Below are 18,183 nucleotides of genomic sequence, written 5' to 3' on the forward strand. Positions count from 1 at the left end.
TACTACCATGGCGATTGCGGCGGCGCGGTGACGCCATGGGCAGGGCCGCTTGAAGAATCGTGGCGGGAGGCGCTAGGTCACGGGCCGCGGCGCTGGGGCCGCGTGGGAGATTGCCCATGACCATTTCCATGTACGACATATCGGTGGGCGTGTTTTCCGCCAGGCTGAAGGCGCTGGCCAGCGTCCTGACGGCGGCGGAGCAGAATGCCGGCGAACGCAAGATCGATCCGCAGGTGTTCCTCACCGCGCGGCTGGCGCCCGACATGTTCGCGCTGACCAGGCAGGTCCAGATCGCCACCGACCATGCCAAGGGCGCGCCGTCGCGGCTGGCCGGCCGCGAGGTGCCGAAATACGAGGACAATGAAGCGAGCTTTGCCGAACTGCAGGCCCGGATCACCAAGACGCTCGATCATCTGGCGACGTTTACTGCGGCCGATCTGGAGGGATCGGAAGACAGGACGGTTGAACTGAGGCTCGGCGGCCGCGAAGCTACGTTGCCCGGCCTGCAGTACCTGCTGCATGTGGCGACGCCGAATTTCTACTTCCACGTCACAACCGCCTACGACATCCTGCGCCACAACGGCGTGCCGCTCGGCAAGCAGACATTCCTCGGAAATCGCTGATTTTTGAATGGCTTGGAGGTTTCCCGACATCCCGGGAAACCTCTCTGGTTCAGCTCAGCGGATCGACATTTCGCGCGCGATGCGCGGAAAATCGGCCGGCTTGATGCCGATGTCGGCGCGGTCCGCATTGCTCATCGCGTTCAGAAGCGCGAGCGCCGAGCGGTAGCGCTGGTGTTCCTGCGGCCTCGGCCTAGCGAACATTTCAGTGAAGAACCCCATGACTCAGTTGCCCCTGTTGGTCCTCCCGGCACCAAGATATAGGCGATTTGTTAAAATTGTGCAGTGCAGCAATTGCATGGCTGCCATGTCCACACGAAATTTTTTCCGCCACAATCGATTTTCTGTGAAACTTTCCGGCGGGCTTGAACGTAGGCACGGTGCCGGCTCATGGCTGGCTTTTTCCTCGCCACTCCTGGCGACCTTGCCGGACTGCACGAAAATGCAGTCCGGCTTTTTGTTATCCGAAAGTCGCCCCGCCGGGGCGGAAAAGCCGGCAATTGTCAACATCGCCAGCATTCATTTTTAACGAGAGCGCCCTATGTTCGGGGCATCAATGCATGCCGTCACCATGGGGGGAGGCTGAGATCGGCACCGGGAACAAGCTCGATTTCGCTTCGTTGCTCGACGACCTGATCGTCGCCTCGGAGAAAGGCGAGGAAGAGGGCGCCCGGCCGTCTATCCCGTTCGACTATCTGTCCGTGGCCGATGAGCTGCATTCCGGCCGCATCAAGGTTGCGGGCGAGAGCGTCGCCGCCGAATACCGCGAGCAAGGCGCCGATCTTGCGGCCGAGTTCGCGGCACTGCTCGACCAAGCGAAACTGGCGCTGGCCGGCGAAGAGCACCGGCCGGAGGAAAAGCTGCCGCCGATCGATCCCGAAGCGATCGCCGGCGAGCTCGGCCTCGACCGCCCGGCCAAGAACGCCGATTTCGGTCGCATCCGCCGCAACTTCGCCTTCGCCAACCATCCGGATCGCGTCGCGCCGCATCTGCGCCAGCGCGCCATGATCCGCATGCAGGTGGCCAATATGCTGATCGACGAGGCCAAGCGGCGGGCTTTGGCCGGGGTGAGGCGGTAGTTCCTCCATCAGGTTCGCTTCGGCAACCCATCGCAAGCCATCGAGATTGGCTGGAGCCTCGCCAATGTTCGTCATCCTTGGGCGTAGCGACGCGAAGCGGAGCGCACACCCAAGAATCCATGCCGTGACCTTCAATGTAGAGTGCAACGGTGCAGAATTCTGTAATCGCTGCAACGCCTTAGCGTAACGGAATGGATTCCAGGGTCTGCACGCGTCGCTTCGCTCCTTGCTCCGCCCTAGAATGACGAACTGACTGACGCTTCGGCCAATCTCGAAACTGGGCGACTTTGCAAAACACAAGCGTTTTGCTCTATGTTCAATCTCCTCCCCGCGCTGTCCGCGCAAACCTCCCGCCGGAGAAACCCCATGCATAAACGCCGCCTCGGTCGGACCGATCTCCTTGTTTCGCAAATCTGCCTCGGCTCGATGACCTGGGGCCAGCAGAACACCGAGGCCGAAGGCCATGCGCAGATGGATCTGGCGTTCTCGCGCGGCGTGAATTTCATCGACACGGCCGAGCTTTACCCGATCCCGCCCAAGGCGGAGACGCAAGGGCGCACCGAGAAGACCATTGGCAGCTGGATGAAGGCCAACGGCAACCGCGATAAGGTCATCCTTGCCTCGAAAGTGGTCGGCCGCACGGCCAATACATGGTTCCGCGGCGATCGTCCGTCGAAGCTGGTGCGCGCCGACATTTTCGACGCGGTCGAAAAATCGCTGGCCAAGCTCGGCACCGACTATATCGACCTCTACCAGATCCACTGGCCGGACCGGGATATTCCGTGGGGCTCGAATCCGACGCGCGTCGGAGCGGTGGCGCGGCGCGCGGATGCGGCAGACGCTCCGGGAGACGAGACGCCGATTGCCGAGACACTGGCTGTCTTCGAGGAACTGGTGAAGGCAGGCAAGATTCGCCATCTCGGCCTCTCGAATGAAAGCTCCTGGGGCGTGATGCGTTTCGTCTTCGAAGCCGAGAAGGGTTCCGGCCCGCGCGTCGCCTCGCTGCAGAACGCCTATAGTCTCGTCAACCGCACTTTCGAGGTGAACCTTGCCGAGGTCTGCGAGCGCGAGGAGATCGCGTTTCTCCCCTATTCGCCCCTGGCGCAGGGCTATCTCACCGGCAAATACAATCATGGCGCGCGACCGCAAGGTTCCCGCTCGCAGCTCTTCAACCGCGGCCAGCGCTACGAAACGCCGAATGCGGCGGAAGTGCTGCTCGAATACACCGAGCTGGCGCGCTCCTTCGGCCTGGAGCCAGCGCTCTTCGCCAACGCCTATGTGGCGAGCCGGCCCTTCGTGACCGCGAACATCGTCGGCGCGACCACCATCGCGCAGCTCGAGATGGCGCTTTCTTCGGTCGATGTCAGCTGGACGGAAGAAATGCAGAAGGCTGTCGACGCCATCCACCAGCGTGTCGGCAATCCATGTCCGTGACCGGTTATCGCCGATAAAAGACGAATCGTTGAGAAAAAACAGGGGGATGGAGACGATGGCAGATTTTCCGATCGAGGCCGTGCGCGGCAGATTTCCGGCGCTTTCGCTGGCCGATGACGGGCTCCGGCGCATCTATCTCGACAATCCCGCCGGCACGCAGGTGCCGCTGACGGTGGCGGACGCGGTGTCGCGCTGCCTGCTTTCGACCAACGCCAATTTGGGCGGGTTCTTTGAGACCACGGTTGCGGCCCAAAAGGTGGTCGATGGGGCGCATGCCGCAATGGCCGATTTCCTCAATGCCGCAAGCGTCGCGGAGATCGTCATCGGCGCCAACATGACGACGCTGACCTACCACATGTCGCGCACGCTCGGCCGGACGATGAAGCCGGGCGACGAGATCATCGTCACGCGCATGGATCACGAGGGCAATGTCTCGCCCTGGCTGCAGCTTGCCGAGGATCTCGGCCTTGTGGTGCGCGTCCTGCCGTTCGACGAGCGGAGCTGGCAGGTGGAGGAAGCGGCGCTCAAGGCGCTGCTTTCGGACAAGACACGCCTCGTCGCGCTGAACTATGCCTCGAACCTCACCGGCTCGATCAACCGGGTGAAGGCGCTCACGGCGGCAGCCAAACAAGCCGGCGCGCTGGTCTATGTCGATGCCGTGCAATTCGCGCCGCATGGACTGGTCGACGTGCAGAAGCTCGGCTGCGATTTCCTGATCTGCTCGGCCTATAAATTCTTCGGGCCGCATATGGGCATATTGTGGGGCCGCCGCGACGTCATCGATGCGCTGAAACCCTACAAATGCCGCTGCTCTTCAAACATCCTGCCGGAGCGGTTCGAGCTTGGCACGCCGCAGATCGAGCTGATGGCCGGGCTGATGGCGACAATCGACTATTTCGCCGATCTTGGCGCAGCCGCCGGCGAGGGCGGCTCGCGCCGGGAGCGGATCGCCAAGGCGTTCGAGGTCTCGATCGCTTACGAGAACGCGCTGGCCCGGCAATTGATCGAAGGCCTGTCCGACATCGAAGGCCTGATCATCCACGGCATCACCGATCCGGAACGGCTTGCCGAGCGGGTGCCGACCATTTCCTTCACCGTCGAAGGCATCGGGCCGGAAACGATCGTGCGGCAGATGAATGCCGAAAACATCTTCCTGTGGTCAGGCCACAATTATGCGTGGGAGGTCGTCCACCAGCTCGGCATACCCGCCGAGCAGGGCGTCGTGCGCATCGGCATTGCGCATTACAACACGGCCGCCGAGATCGAGGAGACGTTGGAAAGCGTGCATCGCGTGATCGCGATGCTGAGGCAGGAACGTTGCTGAGTTAGTCCTTCTTGCCGCCGAAACCGGTCAGGAAAGCGGCGAGGTTGTCGCCGAGCGCATTGCAGAGATAGCCGCCTTCCTGGACGATCACCGTCGGCAGGCCAAGTCCGGCAATCGCTTCGCCGATGCGCGAGAAGCCCGGCGTCGTCACCGACAGGCCGCCGAACGGATCGCCCTCGAAAGCGTCGAGGCCGAGCGCAACGACCAGCGCTTCCGGCGCGCAGGCGCGGATGCGCTGGAAGGCCGTCGCCAGCGCTTCGAGAAAGGCCGCGTCGCCGGACTTGCGCGGCAGCGGCAGGTTGAGATTGTAGCCGAGGCCAGGACCTTCGCCGCGCTCGTCGGCATGTCCCCAGAAGAACGGATAGAAGCGCACCGGATCGGCGTGCAGCGAGACGGTGAGCACGTCGGTCCGGGCGTAGAAGATGCCCTGGGTGCCGTTGCCGTGGTGCAAATCGACATCGAGGATGGCGACGCGGGCGGAACTCTTCCGCAGAACCTGCGCGGCGACGGCCGAATTGTTGATGAAGCAGAAGCCGCCGGCGACATCGGCGAAGGCATGATGGCCGGGCGGGCGGCAAAGCGCGTAGGCCGACGGTGCGCCGGCCATAACCGCTTCGGCTGCCTCCACCGCGCTCCAGGCGCTCCACAGGGCGCTGTTCCAGGTCTCGGCCGAGATGGGGCAAGCGGTGTCGGCCATGTGGTAGCCGGCCTGGCCGACCGCCGAGGCCGGATAGGAGCCGTTTCGGGCGATCGGATGGATGTTCGGGATCACCTCCGCCGAGGCGCCTTCGATGCGCTGCCAGCGCGTGAAAATGTGCTTGAGGAAGTCTAGATATTCAGGCGTATGCACCGCCGCGATCGGCCCAAGTCCATGATTCCCTGGGCGTTCGACCGTCAAACCGGCCGATATTGCGCCGGCTAACAATCTCTCGATCCGCTCCGGCTTTTCCGGATTGGGCTGCGGCGCGCCGCTGGAGAGGAAGGCCTTGGGATCGTGGCGTTTCTGCTCCTCGGCATAGAAGGCTTTCATCGTCATTCCTCCGGCGTGTCGGCAAAGGCGAAAAAGGCATCGCCGACGATCTTCTGCACCTGTTCGTAGCTCGACCAGCCGATGCCCAGTCTTTCGTAGAAGGCCTTGGCCGTTTCATTGTCGGTATCGACGGAGAGCCTCAGATAGACGCCGCCCGCCGCGCGACACTCCCTGGCCACGCGCCGAAGCAGTTTCTCGCCGATCCGGCGGCCGCGAAAGCGGTCCTCGACATAAAGGTCCTGCACATAGACGCCCGGCCGACCCATCCAGGTCGAGAAGATCGGGAAATGCAGGCAAAGCCCGGCGAACTCACCGCCGATCTCGGCGATCAAAGTCGAGAAGGCGGGGCTTGCGCCGAAGCCATAGCGGCGGAGGTCGTCCGGCGTCGAGGTGATTTCCTGATGCGCGCCGATATGGGTGCCGAGGCGCAGCAGGGCGGCGTGGATGGTTTCGACGTCGTCGATGGCGCCGGGGCGGATGACTGTTCTGGTGTCTTCCTGTCGCATTGTCAGGCCACGGATCCTGGCGGACCAAGGCCGGTCAGAAGATCATCAAGCTCGTCGATCCGGTCTTCCGAGAAGACACGAACGCCGTTCTCTTCGAGCAGCGCGGTGGTCGTGCCACGGCCCGCCACGCGTTTTCCTGAAAAACTCCCATCGTAAACAAAGCTGCTGCCACAGGATGGGCTGCCGTCGGTCAGGACCGCAAAGCGGCAACCCGTTTCACGCGCCAGATCAAGCGCAAGCTGCCCGGCTTCAAGGTAAAGCTCAGTCACGTCCTTCCCGGTTTTCTCGATAACCTGGCCCTGTCCGTGCAGCACTGCATGGCCGTCGCCCGTGCCGCAAATCTCCGCTGGAGGGCGCGGCGTGGAGAAACCGGCCGCAACTTCGGGGCAGATTTGCACGAGCCGTCCTTCCGACTGCCACCGCGCGAGCACGGGATGACCGTCGAGCCTGTAGGAGCCGTTGTAGCGTACCTTGCTGCCAAGCAGGCAGGCCGAGACGAGCACCCTCTCCATTTCGGCGTTTCCTCCGCGACTGTCCACCACGGTGCACCACATTGCGCGATGGTCAGCCTTCCACCGGCAGGTCGAGCTCCTCCGCCAACGCCTGCAGCGAATCTCCGATGATGGCGATCATCTCACCGATCTGCTCTTTAGTGATGATCATCGGCGGCGCCACCATGAAATTGTCGCCGTCGACGCCGCCCTTGACCTTGCGGCCATAGATGATCAGGCCGCGCGCATAGGCTAGGTCAAGCAGGCGCTGCGTTGCCTTGCTGGCCGGGTCGATCGGCTTCAGCGTCTCCGGATCGGCGACCATTTCGGCGCCGGTGAGCAGGCCCTTTCCGCGCACGTCGGCGATGAAGGGGAAGCGCTTTTGCAAGCCTTTCAACTCCGCCATCAGCACGTCGCCCATCGCGGCTGCGTTGGCGATGAGATCGAGCCGGTCCATTTCGCCAAGCACGGCAAGGCCGGCGGCGCAGGCCAACGGATTGCCGGCATAGGTGTGGCCGTGCTGGAAGCCGCCCGAGGCAAGCAGCGGCTCGACCAGCCGCATCGGCGCGGCAAGAGCGCCGAGCGGCGCATAGCCCGAGCCCAGCCCTTTCGAGAGTGCTACGATGTCTGGCCTGCAATTCCAGTGATCGCCGCCAAGGAATTTGCCGGTTCTGCCGGCGCCGCTCATCACCTCGTCATGAATGAGGAGGATGCCGTAGCGGTCGCAGATTTCGCGGATGCGCGCATAGTAGCTGTCGGGCGCGACGAGGGCAGCCGTTGCCGCGCCGCCGATCGGCTCCATGATGAAAGCCAGCACGCTTTCCGGTCCTTCGGACTGGATCTTTTCCTCCAGCATATCGGCGTAACGGATACCGCGCTGCTCCATCGACAGGTTGTCGCGGTCGCGCCAGGCGGTCGGCGCCGGCACCGTCGGCATCACCCGCATCATCGGCGTGAAGGTTTCGGCCAGCGCATCGTCGCCGGTGATGGAAAGCGAGCCCAGCGTGCCGCCGTGATAGGAAGGGAAGCGGGTGATCACCTTCCAGCGCTTGGGCTGGCCGGTGGCGACCGCCCATTGGCGGGCGAGCTTGATGCAGGACTCAGTCGCTTCCGAGCCGCCGGAGACGAAGAAGATGCGGTCCATGCCCTCGGGGAGTTTTCCGGCCAGTTCCCGCGCCAGCTCTTCGGCGGGTTCGTTCTCGAAATGCAGCCGGTAGGCGAAGGTGGTCTTGTCCATCTGCCGCTTCATGGCGTCGAGCACGTTGCGGTTGGAATGGCCGATATTGGCGACCATCGGCCCGCTCGAACCGTCGATGAAGCGTCGGCCGTCCTTGGTCCAGAAATAGATGCCCTCGGCGCGATCGACGAGCGGCCGGCGCAGGCTGGACAGATAGAACAGATGCGACGGCGGCCGTACTTCGATTTCGGGCGAGGGCTTGGCTTGGGACTTCGACATGTCAGGACTTTCCGAGATAGCGATCGAGAACATTTCTGGTCACGCGTTCGACCATCGCGTCCTGCCTTAGCAGGCCGGCGACCCATTCGCAGCTTCCGGCGTGGAACACTTCGCCCTTGCCGCGCGGGAAATTGACGATCATGCCGTTGCCGCGCTTGACCTTGTCGAGATTGGCGTCGCTGGCCTCGCCGAACAAGGTCTCGGCGGTGAAGCGGCCGTCCTCGTCGGTGAGGAACTGGTCCTCGATCGGGATGTCGGCGCTTTCCTCGACCTGGCTCGCCATGCCGACGGCCAGCACTTGCAAGCCGTCCGGCGCGCCGCTGGTCGCGGTCGGGTAGGGCAGGCCGCCGCGGATCTCGAAATCGAGGCCGTCGACCTCATAGCCATAGACATGGCTGTCGGCGCCGAGCAGGTCGCCATAGTAGATGCCGGTGCCGGCGAAGGCCCAGTGGTCGGGCCGGTACACCGGGAAGCCGCGCACGCCGCGCGGCGCGCAGCCGCCCCAGCCGGCATAGACGCCCCGCGTCGCATTGAGGCCGAAGGTGGCGCTGCCCGGGCGTCCGATCTCGGGCGCCTCCCAGGAATTGGTGGCGCGGGTGATGTCGCCGCCGCGATATGCGGGGTCTTCGGCGCGCGCCTTGTATTTGTAGCAGACCTGGCGACGGCCCTCGTCCTCCAGCCTGGTCTGCCACATGAAATTGCCGGCGAAGCGCGCCGCGTGCCCGCCGCGGGTCACATAGGTGTCGACCGCGTCGCGCATCTCCCAGGTCCAGTATTCGTCATGTCCCACGAAGACGACACAGTCATAGCCGTCGAGGATTTCAGGCGAGAAATGCAGCTCGTGCTGGCTGACGAGATCGACCTGGTAGCCGGCGCGCTCGGCGAAGCGGAAGAAGTGGCTGTCATAGCTCGCCCAGCCTGAAGAGGCATATTTCTTCGAATGTCCGGTGGCGAAAGCCCATTCCATATGCGGATAGCGCGGTACGGTCTTCGGCGGCACCGCGACTTCCAGTGGCACGCGCGGCGCATCCTTGGGCAGCACAACGAAGCCGCGGCACCAGGGGCGCTGCGTCGACACCGTGGTCGCGTACTGGTCGCGGTTCGTGCCGGTAATGCCCTGATAGTGGTTGGAACCGCCCCAGGTGTTGTAGGCGAGCCATGTGCCGGTCGCCGCCACCTGCAGCAGGCGGCCAGCTTTTCGGCCGGGCGGGGGCGCGACGATGAAGAGGTGATGGCTGTGGAAGGGCTTGCCGTCCCGCCCATCGGCCGAAAGCGTCACGCGATAGGCGCCTGACGGCCAGTCGTCGCCGACCCGGAATTCGAACGACGCCTCCCAGCCGCAGCCTTCGACCGAGCATTGGTCGGGCGTGTCCTGCCAGCGCGCCGACAGGCCTGTCTTCTCGAAGACCCTGGTTTCGGGGGCGCCGTCGCGGACGATGGCGATGCTGAATTGCGGCCCGGTTGAACTGACGAAGAGCGTCACCGTCTCGCCCGGACGATAGGAAAAACGGTCGCTGTAGCACCAGATCTCGCCGCTTGGGCCATCCATTCCCGGCCATTCGTAATAGTGGCCGCGCACCGCTTCGCGGCGCTGCTCGGGCGTCAGCCCGAAATCGGGGAATTCGGTGGGCAGTTGCGTCAAGGAGCACCTGAGATCACGAGGCCGTCATTGAGACCATTGGCCGGCCAAGCGTCAAATGGAAAGCATCGGGCCAGCAGGCGCTTGCGCTTGGCGATATCCGGCAAACGGACTATTCAGCTTCAGGCGATGTTCCAATCGCGGGAGCCAACATGCTGCGTGTGCAAAAGGTCAAGGTCGACGACATCTACGTGCCGACGGCGCGGCGCAAGACGCTGCATCCCGAAACCGTGCGCCATCTCGCCGAAGATATCCTGGAGAACGGCATGAAGACGCCGATCCAGGTGCGCCACGACGGCAAGCGTCACATCCTGGTCGAAGGCCTGCACCGGCTGGAAGCGGCCAAATGGCTGGGCGAGACCGAGATCGACGCCTATCTCGTCCAGGCCAAGCGCCACTAATCCTTCGTTTCGCTCAAGAAGCCTTCGCCCGCCGTGGCTGGCGCAGGTGCCTGACGCCGCTCATCTCGACGAATTTCGTCGCCGTATCCCAGAGATAGTCGCCATAAAGGAAGGGCTCGAAAGGTTCGGCGCCGGCCAAAGGCAACGGCGTGATCTCGGCGTCTACGCGCGGCTCATAGAAGAAGGGGATCGAGAAGCGCGCTTTTCTCGGCGCGATCACCCGATGCATTGTCGCGCGCACCCGGCCAGCGGTCCAGCGCTCCAGCAGTTGGCCGAAATTGACGGCGAGCGTGCCATCGGCCGGCGGCACGTCGATCCACTCGCCGGCGAGGTTCTTGGCTTGCAGGCCTTCGACGCCGTCCTGCGCCAGCAAGGTGACGAAGCCGGAATCGGCATGCTCGCGGCCGATGATCGTGCGCGTCTCGCCTTTGTGCATCACTGAAAAGTCGGGGCCGGAGAGGTCGACGCTGCTGTTTGGATCGCGCAGCGGATAGCGGATCAGGCGCAATGTCGAGATGCCGCCTTCGAAATCGGCGTCGAAGACTGTCTCGGTAAGACCCAGCCCGCGCGCCACCGAGCGCAGCAGGGCGTTACCCACCGATTCCATGGCCTTGTAGTAACCGGCGGCGGCGGCGCGCCAGCCGGGCAGGATGTTCTCCGCGGGCAGCGGTGTCGCCTCGCAAAGCGGGTCGTTGGCATCGAGGCCTGCGGGGGCGGCCCGCGCATCGGCAATGTCCGGCCCCATGTCGATACCTTCCTTGTAGGAGACGGCAGTCGGCTGCAGCGGAAACCAGCCGCGATAGACGTTCTTTCGCGTGGGGTCGAAATTCCAGCGCAGGAGCCTCTGCTTTTCCGCCTCGGGCAGCGAAAAGATCGCCAGCAACCGCGCCCGGTTCTGCGGCGTCAGCCAGTCGTCGCCCGGGAAATCGCGGATCGCCATGAAGCCGATGCCGGAGGCCGCCGCCATGATTCTGGCGTCGGCCTGGTCGCGGGCGGGCGAGGGCGGACCGAACAAGGCTGCAATCGCAATTGTGTCGATGTCGGCCATCATTCTTCCTTCCGTCGGACACCGCAAGCAGGGCGTGGCGGCTGGCAATTGTCAATCGCAGGCGAGTCCCCGTTATTGGGCCACCACATCAGGGCGGCCGATCATAACCCATCAATGGTTTTTGATTGACGCTGTGATGCCCGGCGCTACCGTGCCGGCGTTCTCCAGTAACCGAGTGATTGTCATGACGAAATACCAGGGCGGGTGCCTGTGCGGCGCGGTGCGCTATCGTACGGAGGCGGAGCCGATCAATGAGCGCGTCTGCCACTGCCGGATCTGCCAGAAGGCGATCGGCGCCGCTTTCAACGCGCGGCTTCTGTTCCGCATCGACGACGTGACGATCGAAGGGCCGGTGGCGACGATCAATTCCACGCCCGACCTCCAGCGCGGCTTCTGTCCGGTGTGCGGCACGACGATGTTCTCACGCCGCGACGCAAGGGGCATTCTCGGCGTCACCTCCGGCTCGCTCGACGATCCGTCGCTGTTCAAGCCCGACATGCATTTCTGGACCGCCTCGAAGCAGTCCTGGGTGATGCTTGACGATGGCCTGCCGCAATATGAAGGCGCGCCGCCGGCGTAGCGCTTTACCTTCTCCCCTTGTGGGAGAAGGTGGCCGAGCGAAGCTCGGTCGGATGAGAGGTGTTCCAGCGGAGTGAGGCGCTGGCCTTCCCTGGAGCACCCCTCATCCGTTTCGGCGCTGCGCGCCGATCCACCTTCTCCCACAAGGGGAGAAGGAAGAGTGCCTGCACAAAAATTTCATCTTCGATTCACGAGATAGCCGGCAAAGCGTCATTGGCGGGCCATCATTGGCTGCCTATCTAAGCGCCATGCGGGAAGGCATCGAGGAGGCGACGGATGAGCGAGAGCATCAACACCCTGGACGAGCTTTTGAACGACCCGATGGTCCAGCTCGTAATGGCGCGCGACCGCGTGCGCCCGGCCGAGCTTCGCCTGCTTCTGGAAAAGGCTCGCGACAGGGCGGGCGAGGATTCCCGCATCGACCAGGCTTCGGTGCCGCCCGCCCATGTGGTGGCAAGAAGCTGCCTGAAGCAGTGGCTCTATCGCTGAGGCAGCCTTGGGACCGTCAGCTAGAATTCGCGGGTAAGTAACTGTAGTGGCTGCGCAAATAGGCGAGCCTGAAGCCGAGCCGGTCGTAGTTGCGATAGGCCGGTCCATCGCGGTCGGGGCGCGGCGCCTCGATGTCGGCGACAAACAGTTTCGCGCCGGCGGCGATGCCGTCGCGAATCAACCTTTCGCCAAGCATGGCATCAAGATCGAAGCTTGGGGCCATGATCCCCGGCACCGGCGCGTCGATGCCGCTCCAAGCGGCGCCGTCTGGGCCGATGAAGAGCGAGCGCACCGCCTCCACGGCGCCTCTGCGTCTTAGCATGTAGTGATGCCAGCCCCTGCGGCCGACGAGCGCGGTGAGCCAGGGAGAGGTAGGCAGCCTGTATCTGGCATCGATGAAAGAGGCCCAATCCGAAGCTGTCCTGGGCGTGACCTCCTCGACCACCAGATCGTCTACCGGGATAAGCGGATCGGCCGGGAAGAGCGGCTTGTCCGGCAGCGGCGTCGCGTCGCGATAGATGCGCTCCCAGCCGCCGTGCTGCTGCATTCCGCGCGCTTCCAGCCAGCATCTCAGCCGCGACGGCTCGGTATGCGGATTGCTGTAGAACCACGGCCGCATGATGCCGGCCGCGCGGTAGTGCGCGAGCAGCGCATCGAGTTGTTCCTCGGTCGCCGGACCATCGACGCCGATATTCTTCACGCAGTTGAAATGGATGAACGGGATCGTCGTGCAGGTGGTCCAGACAAGGTCGCCGTCGCGCGCGATCGACAGCCCTTGCCGTGCCGCGAAATCCGCGGGCGCCGCTGCGTAGGCGTCAAGCCAGGCCGCGACTTCGGTGCGCTCGATGGCGCGGCTGAGATCGCGCGACACCTCCTCGATCGCGATGTCCGGGGCGTGCGTTTGCGGCGGCACGACTGGCTGCAGTTCCGAGAGGGCGGCGGTCGACATGGCATGCTCCTCCGATTTGCCTTACAGTGTAAGATTAGCAGAGAATAATATGATGACACCTGTTGTCAAGCAGGATTAGCGGCACCTTACAAATCCGTGAGTTGGAATCACGCTATCGTGAGGCTAAGCCTGTCCTCGATGGGCTTTCGATGACGATTCACTTTTTGCCCGGATGACGACCGGGACACGGGGAAAGGACCGGTATGACCGACGTCTGCACTCAAGGACTGGACACCGGCTTTGTCGGCCTGGGTTATGCCAAGGTGGCATTTCTGGGCATCGTGCAAGGCATCACCGAATTGCTGCCGATCTCGTCCACGGCGCATATGCGCATCGTGCCGGCCGTGCTCGGCTGGCAGGACCCCGGCTCGGCCTTCTCCGCCGCCATGCAGCTGGCGGCGCTGGCTGCGGTGATCAGCTATTTCTGGACCGATGTCAGGGACGTGCTGTTCGGATCGATTTCGGCGATCTCGCGCCGCGATTTCGGCGACCGCCATTTCCGCCTCGCGATGAGTATCGTGCTTGCCACAATCCCGATCGTCATTGCCGGCTTGGCGCTTTCCGGCGTGCTCAACGCCTGCAATTCGCCCTTGCGCGGGCTTGCCGTCATCGGCTGGGCCTGTATCGCCATGGCGATCCTTCTGGCGCTCGCCGAAATCTTCGCCAGCCACAAGCTGATGCTGCGCCAGGCGTCGATCCTCGATGCGCTGCTGGTGGGCGTCGCCCAGGTCGGCGCGCTTATTCCCGGCGTATCGCGCTCGGGCTCGACGCTGACGGCGGCGATGGGGCTTGGCTTCGCCCGGCCGGAGGCGGCGCGCCTATCGTTCCTGCTCGGCTTGCCGGCCATCGCGCTGGCCGGCCTCAAGGAGCTTTGGGAATTGCACAAGGTGCATCTCGACGCGCATGGCTGGTCGATCCTGGCCGTCGGCCTTATCGTCGCCTCGATCTCGGCTTTCTTCGCCATTTGGGGGCTGATGCGGGTGCTCGAGCGCTTCTCCGCCTGGCCGTTCGTCATCTATCGCGGCCTGCTCGGCTTGGTGCTGCTGATCTGCGTCGCCACCGGCTGGCTCACCTAGCGGGCGCGGCCCAATCCGCCATATCGCCCTGACCCTCGGATGCGCCGATGGATCTTGTTAGCTTGCTGCAATCTTTGCCTTTGCTGGCGACGCTGGTGAAGTCGGCGGCGCCGGCGGCGCTTGGCGCCGGCATGGGCCTTGGCCAGTGGCTGGCGGCATTGCCGCCTTGCCGCAACCAGACTTTCGAGAACGCGGCCTACCTCGTCTGCGAAGCCGACCCGAAGCATTTTTCCATCGAGCTGTTTTGGAAGAACAAGGACGGCGACCTCTATCGGTCGCTGCATAATCTGCGCAGCGCGCAGCAGGCGACGGGGCGCACCATGCTCTTCGGCATCAATGCCGGCATGTACCACCCGAACCTCGCGCCGGTCGGCCTTTATGTCGAACGCGGCGAGCAGGTCACGCCGGCGAAGACCGGATCGGGAACCGGCAATTTCTCGATGCAGCCCAACGGCATCTTCTATCTCAGCGGCGGCAAGGCCGGGGTTCGCGCGACCAAGGATTATCTCAAGCGTCCGCCGCGCGTCGATTACGCCACGCAGTCCGGGCCGATGCTGGTCATCGATGGCAAGCTGCATCCGAAATTCCAGGCAGACGGCACCTCGCGCAAGATCCGCGATGGTGTGGGCGTGCGCGCCGACGGCGTCGCGGTCTTCGCGATCTCGGACGATGTCGTGACCTTTCACGAATTCGCGCGGCTGTTCCGCGACCAGCTCGGCTGCCCGAACGCGCTCTTCCTCGACGGCTCGATCTCGAGCCTCTATGCGCCCGGCATCGGCCGCAACGACGATTTCTGGAATCTCGGGCCGATGATCGGCGTGTTCAGGCGCTAGCCAAGCTTGCTTCGACGCCGCTCCGAATCATCCGGTCGCGCCAAAAGTAAATTTTGATTCAAACTTTGTTGGTAATTTCTCATTAGGAATGGGGGTTCCGGCGGCGCTGTTCCTGCCTCGGTCTGTTTTGTTTTGCGTACAGGTCAAAGATGCGGATTTTTGGCGTCGTCAGTTTCGTGCTCGCCTCGCTATACCTTGCCGGCTGCTCGTCCACGTCGGGCGTCGATGCCTTGCAGATGCCGTCCAACGAGACGACGAGCTCGGTCGTGCGGCCGAGCGCGCCGGTGTCGAAGGGCGTGCGGACCGCCGTAACCGAAAGAACCGTCGAGACCGCGTCGATGTCGGGCGCTTCGCGCTTCAAGCCGCCGGCGCCCTTGCTCGATGAAGAGAACGCTCGTTCCGACGATGAGAACCAGCGCCCCTTCGGCCTTGCCGAGGAGGAGACAGTGAACTTCCCGGCGGCCGATCTGCCGGACAGCGTCGAGCCGCCGGTGCAGGAGGCCGCGCTCGTGTCGCCGCCGAAGCGGCTGTCGCGCGCGGCGCCCGCCATGCTCGCTGGCCCAGTTACCCGCTCTGCGTTCCGCGACGCCAAGCCGATCAATTTCGGCCGCTCTTCGCCTCGCCATCTCGCCGTGCACGGTGTCGACGTCTCGCGCTGGCAGGGCAACATCAACTGGGAGAAGCTGCGCGCCCAGGGCGCCAACTTCGCCTATATCAAGGCGACCGACGGCGGCGACCATCTCGATCCGATGTTCATGAAGAACTGGCGCAATGCCGATGCCGCCGGGCTGAAGCGCGGCGCCTATCACTTCTTCTACTGGTGCCGCACGGCCGGCGAGCAGGCCGACTGGTTCATCCGCAACGTGCCCAAGATGGACGGCGCGCTGCCGCCGGTCATCGATGTCGAGTGGAACGGCGATTCCTCCTGCAAGCGGCGGCCTTCGCGCGAAAAGGTGCTGGAGAAGATGCAGGTGTTCATGGATAAGCTGGAACGCCACTACGGCCAGCGGCCCATCATCTACACCAGCCCCGATTTCTATCGCGACAATTTGCGCGGCGCCTTCCTGGATTATCCGTTCTGGCTGCGCGCGGTGGCGGCGCACCCGTCAAAAGTCTATCCGGGCCGCAAGTGGGTGTTCTGGCAGTATTCCGGCTCCGGCCTATCGCATGGCGTGAGCGGCCGCATCGACCTCAACGTGTTTCATGGCGACGAGCGGCAATGGCGCGCATGGCTGGGCGGCGGCGGGCAGATGGTTGCCGACGCGGATTAGGTGCTTCTGCCTTCTCCCTTTGTGGGGTGAGAGGCGGTCCGCGTTAGCGGACGAAAAGCCAATTGCTTGGCTTTTCGAGCGTCGAATGCCCTGAGCCTGCGAAGGGCCGGGTGGTGGCCGCGAAGCGGCCGGATGAGGGGTGTTCCAGGGAAGGCCGCTCCTTTGAAGTATCGGGCCGCGGCGCGCCTTCGTCATCCACGGGCGGAGCAAGGAACGAAGCGACGCGCGCAGATCCGAGGATCGACCCGTTTCTTAGGGCGAATGGGTAAAGCTGGGCATTACCGGCCAAGTGAAATTCCCCCGCAGCGAGCTAAGTTGAGGCATCTTCGCTCCAGAATTTCCGGGAGAAACAGGCATCGCCGAACGGTCGCTAGCAAACGACCACCGTCGTTAGCGGCGTTTGGAACTCTCTCATTAGGAGGACGTTCTGTTTCCAGGGTCATTATTTGGAAGGCAAGGAGGTAGTCCGATGAATATCAAGATGCTCAGCATGGGCGCACTTGCGCTCGCTCTGATGGGTGGTGCAGCGATGGCTGGGTCCACCACAGGCACGTCTGCGCTCGATGATCCGGCCAAGATGTCTCCGTTTTTCACCGATGCCGGTATGAAAACCCTGAGGTCGGAAACCGATTTCAAAACGGCGTGGATGGCGATGAAACCTGACGAACGAACTGCGGTGCTGAAAGACTGCGGCGATACCACGCTCAACAAGGCGCACGCCGATTTCTGCGCGATGGCTAAGAAGATGGGTGGCTAACTCGTTCTCACGGCCTAACAGAAGGAAATAAGGCGGACCACGTGTCCGCCTTATCGGTTGTCGGCGGCGATGAGGCGGCGAAAGCTGTGTCACCTGCGCGCTACTATAGCGTGAAAGCCCTCTATCTTCCTCGCCGGCGCTTCGCGCTATGTAATCGCCAAGTTCCCAATCCGTCAGCTCGCAACGCGGGAACCGCTCTCTGACGGCGTGGATGGCCTCGGCCATCGAAATCCAAGCCGCAGCGCCGCCTTGCAGCCCGGACCATCTAAAGGTGGCTATGACCTTGAACCATGAGCCCTTGCGGATGACCGGATGCCGGCAGATCGCACTGAAACACGGCTCCATTCATAGGGCGTGAAATGGTAGCGCTCGCCCCGACGCTTACATCACCGGACGTTCGCCAATCGATTGTCCGTTACCTGCTTGATCATGTCGAAAGCCCGAGCGGCCAGTTCGTGGATGCCCACCATTTACCTGCGATGATGGTGGGCATCCGCTCCAGTTCGGTGCGGGAGGCCCTATTGCCAATTCCTGACAGCCTCAATGACCAAAATCTGAGGTTTGATTGTCCAAGATGGACTATGCTCGCCTGCGCATGCTAAGATTCATCTCGGGAAGATGTTTCACGGTCGGGACCTATGAGTTGCAAGGCAGGGACCTTCGTCTCACGTATGTGCGACTGACGGGCAAGGCACATTGATTATGGGAACAATGCAAGGTGTCGCGCTGTTCCGGGACAACCTGTTGCGCACGTTGCCACTTTGCGCACCCAGGCTACCAGCATCTGCCCGTCGGCCTCGGTCGGCGGGCCTTTTCGTCAGAAAGATGGGAACTGGAGCCTGCGGTCATTGTTGGAAAGGTGTCTGCGGCGTCCCCTCAAAAACCGCAGACTGGTGTGCAACACCGAGCCCGCGCCTCCGCTGAGGGGCGCGGGCTTTTCTATCGTGACGTGACAGATGAGGTTCTGTAAACAGGACGCCGGCCAATTCAAGGGCTAGGCGTATCGCGGTAACTCTTCCAGGACGCAGCCGCCGTTTCCCGCTCTCGAAGTCGCGGATCGTCCCTTCGCTCACGTTTGACTTGGCCGCAAGGCGCACTTGGGTTCTTGTTGGCATTTCCGGGCGCGAAAAGCGCCCGGGAGATTGGGTTTTTGGCTTATCGCCCGGGGGTGAGCAGACTTCGTGTGTCGAATGAGCGATCT

20 protein-coding genes are annotated in these 18,183 nt (G+C 63.3%); 12 read left to right on the top strand and 8 right to left on the bottom strand.

Annotation, left to right across the window (positions count from 1 at the left end; translation table 11 throughout):
• The first annotated feature begins 116 nt into the window (after positions 1 to 116).
• Complete coding sequence (locus AC0YKC_RS18055; RefSeq protein WP_488512017.1) at positions 117 to 623, top strand: DUF1993 domain-containing protein; 507 nt, start codon at positions 117 to 119, stop codon at positions 621 to 623.
• Between the two features lie 54 nt (positions 624 to 677).
• On the opposite strand, the gene AC0YKC_RS18060 is transcribed toward AC0YKC_RS18055, so the two are convergent.
• A complete protein-coding gene (locus tag AC0YKC_RS18060; RefSeq protein ID WP_095765222.1) occupies positions 678 to 842 on the bottom strand; it encodes a YjiS-like domain-containing protein in 165 nt (54 codons plus the stop codon).
• A 76-nt stretch (positions 843 to 918) separates the two neighbouring features.
• Between AC0YKC_RS18060 and AC0YKC_RS18065 the strand changes: the two genes are divergently transcribed.
• The 4 genes from AC0YKC_RS18065 (at position 919) to AC0YKC_RS18080 (ending at position 4,457) form a co-directional block, all read left to right on the top strand.
• Positions 919 to 1,149 carry a hypothetical protein gene (locus AC0YKC_RS18065; protein ID WP_488512018.1) on the top strand — a complete coding sequence of 77 codons (231 nt, stop codon included), beginning with the start codon at positions 919 to 921 and terminating at the stop codon, positions 1,147 to 1,149.
• A gap of 31 nt (positions 1,150 to 1,180) precedes the next feature.
• Entirely contained in the window at positions 1,181 to 1,699 is a 519-nt protein-coding gene (locus tag AC0YKC_RS18070; protein ID WP_488512019.1) for a hypothetical protein, read from the top strand.
• 366 nt (positions 1,700 to 2,065) lie between these two features.
• Positions 2,066 to 3,133 (top strand): aldo/keto reductase, encoded by a 1,068-nt coding sequence (locus tag AC0YKC_RS18075; protein WP_488512020.1) that lies wholly within the window; start codon positions 2,066 to 2,068, stop codon positions 3,131 to 3,133.
• Between the two features lie 55 nt (positions 3,134 to 3,188).
• Positions 3,189 to 4,457: a cysteine desulfurase-like protein gene (locus tag AC0YKC_RS18080; RefSeq protein ID WP_488512021.1), complete on the top strand. Its 1,269-nt coding sequence runs from the start codon at positions 3,189 to 3,191 to the stop codon at positions 4,455 to 4,457.
• A 1-nt stretch (position 4,458) separates the two neighbouring features.
• Here AC0YKC_RS18080 and AC0YKC_RS18085 read toward each other — a convergent pair whose 3' ends face one another.
• From AC0YKC_RS18085 to AC0YKC_RS18105, 5 genes are read right to left on the bottom strand one after another with little or no spacing between them, the layout of a single operon-like run.
• Complete coding sequence (locus tag AC0YKC_RS18085; RefSeq protein WP_488512022.1) at positions 4,459 to 5,487, bottom strand: histone deacetylase family protein; 1,029 nt, start codon at positions 5,485 to 5,487, stop codon at positions 4,459 to 4,461.
• Positions 5,488 to 5,489: 2 nt separating this feature from the next.
• Positions 5,490 to 5,993 (bottom strand): GNAT family N-acetyltransferase, encoded by a 504-nt coding sequence (locus AC0YKC_RS18090; protein ID WP_488512023.1) that lies wholly within the window; start codon positions 5,991 to 5,993, stop codon positions 5,490 to 5,492.
• A 2-nt stretch (positions 5,994 to 5,995) separates the two neighbouring features.
• Entirely contained in the window at positions 5,996 to 6,505 is a 510-nt protein-coding gene (locus AC0YKC_RS18095; RefSeq protein WP_320295829.1) for a 2-thiouracil desulfurase family protein, read from the bottom strand.
• A 52-nt stretch (positions 6,506 to 6,557) separates the two neighbouring features.
• Positions 6,558 to 7,940: an aminotransferase family protein gene (locus AC0YKC_RS18100; protein ID WP_488512025.1), complete on the bottom strand. Its 1,383-nt coding sequence runs from the start codon at positions 7,938 to 7,940 to the stop codon at positions 6,558 to 6,560.
• A gap of 1 nt (position 7,941) precedes the next feature.
• The gene (locus AC0YKC_RS18105) at positions 7,942 to 9,582 is read right to left on the bottom strand and encodes a N,N-dimethylformamidase beta subunit family domain-containing protein (protein WP_488512026.1); all 1,641 of its coding nucleotides are present in this window, start codon (positions 9,580 to 9,582) and stop codon (positions 7,942 to 7,944) included.
• 149 nt (positions 9,583 to 9,731) lie between these two features.
• Between AC0YKC_RS18105 and AC0YKC_RS18110 the strand changes: the two genes are divergently transcribed.
• A complete protein-coding gene (locus AC0YKC_RS18110) occupies positions 9,732 to 9,980 on the top strand; it encodes a ParB N-terminal domain-containing protein (RefSeq protein ID WP_095490758.1) in 249 nt (82 codons plus the stop codon).
• A gap of 13 nt (positions 9,981 to 9,993) precedes the next feature.
• On the opposite strand, the gene AC0YKC_RS18115 is transcribed toward AC0YKC_RS18110, so the two are convergent.
• Complete coding sequence (locus AC0YKC_RS18115; protein ID WP_488512027.1) at positions 9,994 to 11,031, bottom strand: isopenicillin N synthase family dioxygenase; 1,038 nt, start codon at positions 11,029 to 11,031, stop codon at positions 9,994 to 9,996.
• A 181-nt stretch (positions 11,032 to 11,212) separates the two neighbouring features.
• Here AC0YKC_RS18115 and AC0YKC_RS18120 point away from each other — a divergent pair, with 181 nt between their 5' ends.
• Positions 11,213 to 11,608 (top strand): GFA family protein, encoded by a 396-nt coding sequence (locus tag AC0YKC_RS18120; protein ID WP_320295825.1) that lies wholly within the window; start codon positions 11,213 to 11,215, stop codon positions 11,606 to 11,608.
• A gap of 275 nt (positions 11,609 to 11,883) precedes the next feature.
• Complete coding sequence (locus AC0YKC_RS18125) at positions 11,884 to 12,096, top strand: hypothetical protein (protein ID WP_140647475.1); 213 nt, start codon at positions 11,884 to 11,886, stop codon at positions 12,094 to 12,096.
• Between the two features lie 16 nt (positions 12,097 to 12,112).
• Here the strand turns inward: AC0YKC_RS18125 and AC0YKC_RS18130 are convergent, their stop codons facing one another.
• On the bottom strand, positions 12,113 to 13,045 hold the full coding sequence (locus tag AC0YKC_RS18130; RefSeq protein WP_488512028.1) for a hypothetical protein: 933 nt from the start codon (positions 13,043 to 13,045) through the stop codon (positions 12,113 to 12,115).
• A gap of 203 nt (positions 13,046 to 13,248) precedes the next feature.
• Between AC0YKC_RS18130 and AC0YKC_RS18135 the strand changes: the two genes are divergently transcribed.
• The 4 genes from AC0YKC_RS18135 to AC0YKC_RS18150 all read left to right on the top strand — a co-directional run bounded on the left by AC0YKC_RS18135 (position 13,249) and on the right by AC0YKC_RS18150 (position 16,982).
• On the top strand, positions 13,249 to 14,121 hold the full coding sequence (locus tag AC0YKC_RS18135; protein ID WP_488512029.1) for an undecaprenyl-diphosphate phosphatase: 873 nt from the start codon (positions 13,249 to 13,251) through the stop codon (positions 14,119 to 14,121).
• 47 nt (positions 14,122 to 14,168) lie between these two features.
• Positions 14,169 to 14,954, top strand: a complete 786-nt coding sequence (locus AC0YKC_RS18140; protein ID WP_488512030.1) for a phosphodiester glycosidase family protein — start codon at positions 14,169 to 14,171, stop codon at positions 14,952 to 14,954.
• A 149-nt stretch (positions 14,955 to 15,103) separates the two neighbouring features.
• Entirely contained in the window at positions 15,104 to 16,225 is a 1,122-nt protein-coding gene (locus AC0YKC_RS18145; RefSeq protein ID WP_488512031.1) for a glycoside hydrolase family 25 protein, read from the top strand.
• A 469-nt stretch (positions 16,226 to 16,694) separates the two neighbouring features.
• A complete protein-coding gene (locus tag AC0YKC_RS18150; protein ID WP_488512032.1) occupies positions 16,695 to 16,982 on the top strand; it encodes a hypothetical protein in 288 nt (95 codons plus the stop codon).
• Positions 16,983 to 18,183: the final 1,201 nt, after the last annotated feature.

The organism is Mesorhizobium sp. CNPSo 4661 (assembly GCF_057784215.1).

Bases quoted from the DNA above. Each gene is read 5' to 3' on its own strand.
- AC0YKC_RS18055 (WP_488512017.1), top strand. From the start codon at position 117: ATGACCATTTCCATGTACGACATATCGGTGGGCGTGTTTTCCGCCAGG.
- AC0YKC_RS18060 (WP_095765222.1), bottom strand. From the start codon at position 842: ATGGGGTTCTTCACTGAAATGTTCGCTAGGCCGAGGCCGCAGGAACAC.
- AC0YKC_RS18065 (WP_488512018.1), top strand. From the start codon at position 919: ATGGCTGCCATGTCCACACGAAATTTTTTCCGCCACAATCGATTTTCT.
- AC0YKC_RS18070 (WP_488512019.1), top strand. From the start codon at position 1,181: ATGCCGTCACCATGGGGGGAGGCTGAGATCGGCACCGGGAACAAGCTC.
- AC0YKC_RS18075 (WP_488512020.1), top strand. From the start codon at position 2,066: ATGCATAAACGCCGCCTCGGTCGGACCGATCTCCTTGTTTCGCAAATC.
- AC0YKC_RS18080 (WP_488512021.1), top strand. From the start codon at position 3,189: ATGGCAGATTTTCCGATCGAGGCCGTGCGCGGCAGATTTCCGGCGCTT.
- AC0YKC_RS18085 (WP_488512022.1), bottom strand. From the start codon at position 5,487: ATGAAAGCCTTCTATGCCGAGGAGCAGAAACGCCACGATCCCAAGGCC.
- AC0YKC_RS18090 (WP_488512023.1), bottom strand. From the start codon at position 5,993: ATGCGACAGGAAGACACCAGAACAGTCATCCGCCCCGGCGCCATCGAC.
- AC0YKC_RS18095 (WP_320295829.1), bottom strand. From the start codon at position 6,505: ATGGAGAGGGTGCTCGTCTCGGCCTGCCTGCTTGGCAGCAAGGTACGC.
- AC0YKC_RS18100 (WP_488512025.1), bottom strand. From the start codon at position 7,940: ATGTCGAAGTCCCAAGCCAAGCCCTCGCCCGAAATCGAAGTACGGCCG.
- AC0YKC_RS18110 (WP_095490758.1), top strand. From the start codon at position 9,732: ATGCTGCGTGTGCAAAAGGTCAAGGTCGACGACATCTACGTGCCGACG.
- AC0YKC_RS18115 (WP_488512027.1), bottom strand. From the start codon at position 11,031: ATGATGGCCGACATCGACACAATTGCGATTGCAGCCTTGTTCGGTCCG.
- AC0YKC_RS18120 (WP_320295825.1), top strand. From the start codon at position 11,213: ATGACGAAATACCAGGGCGGGTGCCTGTGCGGCGCGGTGCGCTATCGT.
- AC0YKC_RS18125 (WP_140647475.1), top strand. From the start codon at position 11,884: ATGAGCGAGAGCATCAACACCCTGGACGAGCTTTTGAACGACCCGATG.
- AC0YKC_RS18130 (WP_488512028.1), bottom strand. From the start codon at position 13,045: ATGTCGACCGCCGCCCTCTCGGAACTGCAGCCAGTCGTGCCGCCGCAA.
- AC0YKC_RS18135 (WP_488512029.1), top strand. From the start codon at position 13,249: ATGACCGACGTCTGCACTCAAGGACTGGACACCGGCTTTGTCGGCCTG.
- AC0YKC_RS18140 (WP_488512030.1), top strand. From the start codon at position 14,169: ATGGATCTTGTTAGCTTGCTGCAATCTTTGCCTTTGCTGGCGACGCTG.
- AC0YKC_RS18145 (WP_488512031.1), top strand. From the start codon at position 15,104: ATGCGGATTTTTGGCGTCGTCAGTTTCGTGCTCGCCTCGCTATACCTT.
- AC0YKC_RS18150 (WP_488512032.1), top strand. From the start codon at position 16,695: ATGAATATCAAGATGCTCAGCATGGGCGCACTTGCGCTCGCTCTGATG.